We start from the raw sequence: 5,491 nt of genomic DNA on the forward strand, positions 1-5,491 counted from the left end.
GACCCCACCGCCCCCGGCCCCGCCGGACGCTCCGCTCCCGCCGTCTCAGGCCGTGAGTCCGCCGAACAGCAGTGACACCGTCATCGCGATGACGACCGAGTCGAAGGCGGACGCGATGACGACGTTCGCGCGCACCAGGCGCCAGCCCTCTCTCGAGCGGATCTCGGCCGAGACCGTGGCCGCCATCGTGGACAGCAGGAGCGCGAGGGTCGCGTCGTCACTGAAGTGCGGCGCCTCCTCGAAGGCGAAGCGCACCTGCGACCGCCGGGGCGACCGCGACTCGAGGCGCAGGCAGGCCTGTGCGACCGAGAGGACCATCAGCACCCACGAGCTCGCGACGGCGAGCAGGGCGGCGGCGAGGGAGAGGGGCTCGCTGCGGAACTCCGTCCTCTGCGCGATCGCCACCGTGACCACGACCGCCACCGTGACCACGATCGCCGGCACCGCCGCCGACAGCGTGGTGCTGGTCGCCCCGGTCGCCCCCAGCATCCGCGAGAGGAGGCGCCGCTCGCCGCGCGCCTCCTCCTCGGCGGTGCTCCGCAGCGCCTGCTCGTCGAGGCGCGAGAAGGAGGCGGCGCTCCGCAGCGCCTGCTCGTCGAGGAGCGAGGACGAGGCGGCGCTCCAGCCCACGGAGAGGGCGGTGGAGAGCGGCCGGCCGAGCAGATGGACCGGAACGAGGGTCGCCGTCGCATCGACGGCCCGTCGCCAGGAGCGAGCGTCCCCGTCGCCAGGACGAGCAGCACCACCACGATCGTGACCAGGAGGCGCACGCACACCCGGAACAGATCCGAGCGGGGTCGTCTGCGCGCGGTCATCGCCGTCCTCCCCGTCAGAGGCCCGGAGCGCGCCTCGAACAATATCCACGCCGTTCCGTCCTGCGGTGTCCCCGTGCACCACCGGGCCATTCGTTGCAACCAACAACAAATCCCCCGCGCACCCGGCAGAATGGACCCATGACCTCACGGAGCAACTGGGCGGGCACCTACGAGTACCGCGCCGCCGCCATCATCGAGCCGGAGTCCGTCGAGGAGGTGCAGCGCCTCGTCCGCGAGAACGAGCGCGTCCGCGCCCTCGGCAGCCGCCACTCCTTCAACTCCCTGCCCGACACCCCCGGCGCACTGCTGCACCTGGGGCGCCTGGCCTCCGACCCCGTGATCGACGCCGAGGCGAGCACCGTCACCGTCGGCGGCGCCACCCGCTACGGCGTCGTCGCCGCGCACCTGCACAGCAACGGCTACGCCCTGCACAACATGGGCTCGCTCCCGCACATCTCGGTCGCCGGCGCCATCGCGACCGGCACCCACGGCTCGGGCGACCGCAACGCGAACCTCTCCTCCGCCGTCTCGGCGCTCGAGCTCGTCACCGCCGACGGCTCGCTGCGCACGATCCGCCGCGGGGAGCCGGGCTTCGAGGGCGTCGTCGTCGGCCTCGGCGCCTTCGGCATCGTCACCCGCGTGACCCTCGACATCCAGCCGACCTTCGACGTCCGCCAGGACGCGTTCGTCGACCTGCCCTGGGAGCGCGTGCTCGACGACTTCGACGCGATCACCTCCTCCGCCTACAGCGTCAGCCTCATGACCCACTGGTCCTCGCCGACGGTGGAGCAGCTGTGGCTGAAGACCAAGGTGGCGGCGGGATCCGTCGCCGACGTCGACGCGACGCACCTGGGCGCGGTCGCCGCCTCCGCGAGCCTCTTCGCCGTCTCGGAGGGTGTCGACTCCAACCTGAACCCGTTCGGCGGCTCCGTCGGACCGTGGTCCGAGCGCCTGCCGCACTTCCGCCTCGACCGCGAGCCGAGCGCGGGCGACGAGATCCAGAGCGAGTACATGGTGCCGCGCGCGAACGTCCGCGAGGCGATCGTGGCGCTGCGCGCGATCGGCGAGCGGATCGACGACGTCCTGCTCATCACGGAGCTGCGGACCATGGCGGGCGACGACCAGTGGCTCTCCCCCGCCGGAGGCCGCGACAGCGTCGGCGTGCACTTCACCTTCAAGAAGGACCGCGCCGGCGTCGACGCCGTGCTCCCCGCCGTCGAGGGCGCGCTGCTGCCGCTCGGCGCCCGGCCGCACTGGGGCAAGCACTTCCTCGCCGGAGCCGACGAGATCGCGCCGCTCTACCCGCACCTCGAGGAGTGGCGCACCCTCCGCTCCGAGTGGGACCCCTCGGGCCGCTTCGCGAGCGACTTCCTCCGCGACCGCCTGCTCGGCTGAGCGGCACCCGCCCCGCGGGACCAGGCAGGTTCCGCGGGACGGGGCTCACAGGACGTGGGTCGCGGGACGGGGCTCGCAGGACACGGCTCGCGGCTCGCGGGATGCGGGATGCGGGACGCGGGACGCGGGACGCGGCCTACAGGACGCGGGTCACAGGACGCGCCTCACAGGACGCCGCTCAGAACAGGCGGGCCGCGTCGGCGGGCTCGACGAGGTCGCGCACCAGCGCCGGGATCCGCTTCCGGAACGGGAAGAACCCCCGCGACGCCGACGGCCACGCCGCACCGTCCCAGCGGCGGCGCACGGTGACGAGCGTGACCCCCTCGTCGGCGAGAGCCGAGCGGAGCGCCTCCATCCGCTCTCCGACGGGCCCGACCGGCGCGTACGGAACGACCACGGTGTCGATCCGCTCGGACACCGCCCAGTCGACGACCGTCGCGGCACGCGCGTCCGCCAGCACCCTCGCCGGCCGACCGCTGGAGTCGGAGGTGCGCTCGGCGGCGTCGGCGAGCGCCGCGGCGGTGAAGGCGGCGACCGCGTCGGAGACTCCGGACGGCGAGCGCCCGCCCGCGTCCCCGGCGACGGCGCACGCCACGAGGCGCTCGGCCAGACCCGGCTGCTCGGCGAGCAGGCTCTCCGCCTCGAGGTCCTCCTCGTGCAACAGGAGGCCGGGGCGGGCGCCGACGGTCCCCACGACGTCGTCCTGCTCGAGCGGTGCCCGCGGCGGGAAGGGCTCCTCGGTGAGCGCGGGGGCCGTGGTGGCGAGGCCGCTCGGCGAGAAGCGCCCCTCCGTGTAGCGCGCGATGTTGGACGCGGAGGCGAGGTAGGTCTTGCCCGGAGTCTGCAGGCCGGCGACCCATCGCCACGACAGGGTGTTGGACGCGGCGTCGCCGTCGAGCAGGTGCCGGTAGAAGAAGTCGGCGCCGAGCTGCCAGGGCAGTCCGAGGGTGAAGATCCAGATGCTCGCGAACCACATGCGGGTGTGGTTGTGGAGGTACCCGGTCTCGACGAGCTCGCTCACCCACGCGTCCATCGCGTCGATGCCGCTGTGTCCGCCGATCGCGTCGAGGTAGCCGGGCGGAGGATCACCCGCGGAGGAGTCCGCCACCTCGCGACGGTAGCGGCGCCAGACGTCCGGGTCCTGCTCGAGCCAGCCCTTCCAGTAGGTGCGCCAGAACACCTCCTGGACGAACTTCTCCGCGGCGGTCAGCCGGTGGCGCGCGAGGACCGCGGCGACGACCTCCCGCTCGGTGACGAGGCGGTGGCGGAGGTAGGGCGAGAGCCCGGAGACGTTGTCCCGGGACGGTCCGAGGTCGTGGTTGCGGTCGCGGGCGTAGGCGGAGCCCGCGCGGGCGACGAAGTCGTCGAGCGCCTCGAGACCGGCGGCTCTGGTCGGGATGAACATCGCCCCATCATCGGCGTCGGCCCGGTGAGAACACCGGCGGCGGCCTCCCGAGTGCGCTCCGGGGACGGAGGTGCCCGCCGAGCGCTCGTCAACGGGGTGACCGGCGCCTCCGACCCGACGTAGCGTCGGAGGACGAGAGGGAGGCCGCCATGCCCCGCGAGGAACAGATCCCGTCCACCATCGAGCGCTCCGACGAGCACGCGCAGAAGCTCTGGTCGGCCGCGCACGACTCGGCCGTCGACAGCTACGGCGACGGCGAGCGCGCCCACCGCACAGCCTTCGCCGCGCTGAAGCACGAGTACGAGAAGGTCGGCGACCACTGGGAGCGCAAGGCCGAGAGCGGCCCCTCCGACTCCCGCGCCGAGGGCCACGGCCGCTCCCCCGGGGGCGAGACGGCGGGCGGAGTGGACGCGAACGCCACGAAGGCGCACCTGATGGACCTCGCCAAGCGCCTGGACGTCTCCGGCCGCTCGCGCATGACGAAGGCCGAGCTCGTCGAGGCCCTGCAGAAGGAGAGCACCGGCCGGACGCGCGACGCGCGGTGAGGGCAGGGGGCGGGGCCGGGAACACCCGCCCCGCCGAGCCCCGGCCCCGCTCAGTCCAGCGCGTCCCGGACGGCCGCCATGCCCAGCTCCAGCTCGGCGAAGGTGGTCGACAGCGGCGAGAGGCCGATCCGGATGCCGTCGGGTCGGCGGAAGTCCGGCACGACCCCCTCCGCCTGCAGCCGCGGGACCAGGCCGGCGAACGACTCGTGCGCGATCGTCACGTGCGAGCCGCGCCGGGCGGAGTCGAGCGGAGTCGCCACCCGCACCCCGCGCGGCACCAGCCACGCGTCGGCCAGCTCCAGCGCGTACGCCGTCATCGCCTCCGATTTCGCGCGCACCGCGGGCATGCCGACCGAGGCGATCAGCGCGATCATGTCCTGCATCGCGAGCATTCCCGTGATCGGCGGGGTGCCGCTGAGGAAGCGCCGCATCCCCTCGGCCGGACGGTAGCCGGGTCCCATCTCGAACATGTCGGCGACGCCCATCCAGCCCTGCACCGGCTGCGCGAGCGAGCCCTGGTGCCGGGAGGCGACGTACGCCCACGCGGGCGCCCCCGGGCCTCCGTTGAGGTACTTGTAGGAGCAGCCGACCGCGAGGTCCGCGCCCCACGCGTCGAGCTCGAGCGGCACGGAGCCGACGGAGTGGGAGGCGTCCCAGAGCACGAGCGCGCCGGCCTCGTGCGCTTGGACGGTGATCGCCGCGGCGTCGGCGAGGAACCCCGAGCGGTACGCGACGTGGCTGAGCAGCACCAGCGCCGTCCGCTCGCCGAGCACAGGGGCGAGGTCGTCGGGGCCGACGCCGCTCCCGCGGTCGGAGTCGATCCAGCGGAGAGTGCTGCCGGTCTCGGCCGCGATGCCCTCCAGCACGTACCGGTCGGTGGGGAAGTTGTCGGTGTCCACGACGATCTCGTCGCGCCCCTGCTCCGCCTGGCGGGCGATCGCCGCGCGGGTGAGCTTGTAGAGCAGGACGGTCGTGGAGTCGGCGACGACCGTCTGCCCGGCCGCGGCTCCCAGCACCGCGGAGCCGAGGGCGTCGCCGACCTCGAGCGGCATGTCGAGCCAGCCCTCCTCCCAGCCGCGGATGAGGCGGCCGCCCCACTCCTCCTCCGCGAACCGCGCGAGCCGGGCGACGCTCGCGCGCAGCGGCCGGCCGAGCGAGTTGCCGTCGAGGTAGGAGCGGACCTCGGGGGTGCGGACGAACAGCTCGGGGCAGTGCGCGAGCGGGTCCTGGGCGTCGAGCGGATGCATGCCCTCACCCTAGGTCGCGGGTGCCGGGCGCGACGCGTGCCGCCGGGGCCCCGGATGCGTGCCGCCGGGGTCCCTGACGGGTGC

The 5,491-nt window shown here is 74.0% G+C and carries 5 protein-coding genes; 2 read left to right on the forward strand and 3 right to left on the reverse strand.

The window, feature by feature from the left end; all coding sequences use genetic code 11:
- Positions 1–45: 45 nt before the first annotated feature.
- Complete coding sequence (locus C5C69_RS17075) at positions 46–630, reverse strand: DUF1345 domain-containing protein (RefSeq protein ID WP_181127076.1); 585 nt, start codon at positions 628–630, stop codon at positions 46–48.
- A 323-nt stretch (positions 631–953) separates the two neighbouring features.
- Between C5C69_RS17075 and C5C69_RS16425 the strand changes: the two genes are divergently transcribed.
- Positions 954–2,210 carry an FAD-binding protein gene (locus C5C69_RS16425; protein ID WP_104234610.1) on the forward strand — a complete coding sequence of 419 codons (1,257 nt, stop codon included), beginning with the start codon at positions 954–956 and terminating at the stop codon, positions 2,208–2,210.
- A 178-nt stretch (positions 2,211–2,388) separates the two neighbouring features.
- Here C5C69_RS16425 and C5C69_RS16430 read toward each other — a convergent pair whose 3' ends face one another.
- Positions 2,389–3,615, reverse strand: coding sequence for an FAD-binding domain-containing protein (locus tag C5C69_RS16430; RefSeq protein ID WP_104258309.1), 1,227 nt, complete (start codon positions 3,613–3,615; stop codon positions 2,389–2,391).
- A gap of 149 nt (positions 3,616–3,764) precedes the next feature.
- Here C5C69_RS16430 and C5C69_RS16435 point away from each other — a divergent pair, with 149 nt between their 5' ends.
- Complete coding sequence (locus C5C69_RS16435; protein WP_104258310.1) at positions 3,765–4,160, forward strand: ChaB family protein; 396 nt, start codon at positions 3,765–3,767, stop codon at positions 4,158–4,160.
- Between the two features lie 50 nt (positions 4,161–4,210).
- On the opposite strand, the gene C5C69_RS16440 is transcribed toward C5C69_RS16435, so the two are convergent.
- Positions 4,211–5,407 (reverse strand): kynureninase, encoded by a 1,197-nt coding sequence (locus C5C69_RS16440; protein WP_104258311.1) that lies wholly within the window; start codon positions 5,405–5,407, stop codon positions 4,211–4,213.
- Positions 5,408–5,491 lie beyond the last annotated feature (84 nt).

It is taken from the genome of Rathayibacter sp. AY1C7 (assembly GCF_002931865.1).
Classification (GTDB): Bacteria; Actinomycetota; Actinomycetes; order Actinomycetales; family Microbacteriaceae; genus Rathayibacter.

Excerpts from the sequence above, each read along its gene's own strand:
- C5C69_RS16425 (WP_104234610.1), top strand. The coding sequence starts at position 954 with ATGACCTCACGGAGCAACTGGGCGGGCACCTACGAGTACCGCGCCGCC.
- C5C69_RS16430 (WP_104258309.1), bottom strand. The coding sequence starts at position 3,615 with ATGTTCATCCCGACCAGAGCCGCCGGTCTCGAGGCGCTCGACGACTTC.
- C5C69_RS16435 (WP_104258310.1), top strand. The coding sequence starts at position 3,765 with ATGCCCCGCGAGGAACAGATCCCGTCCACCATCGAGCGCTCCGACGAG.
- C5C69_RS16440 (WP_104258311.1), bottom strand. The coding sequence starts at position 5,407 with ATGCATCCGCTCGACGCCCAGGACCCGCTCGCGCACTGCCCCGAGCTG.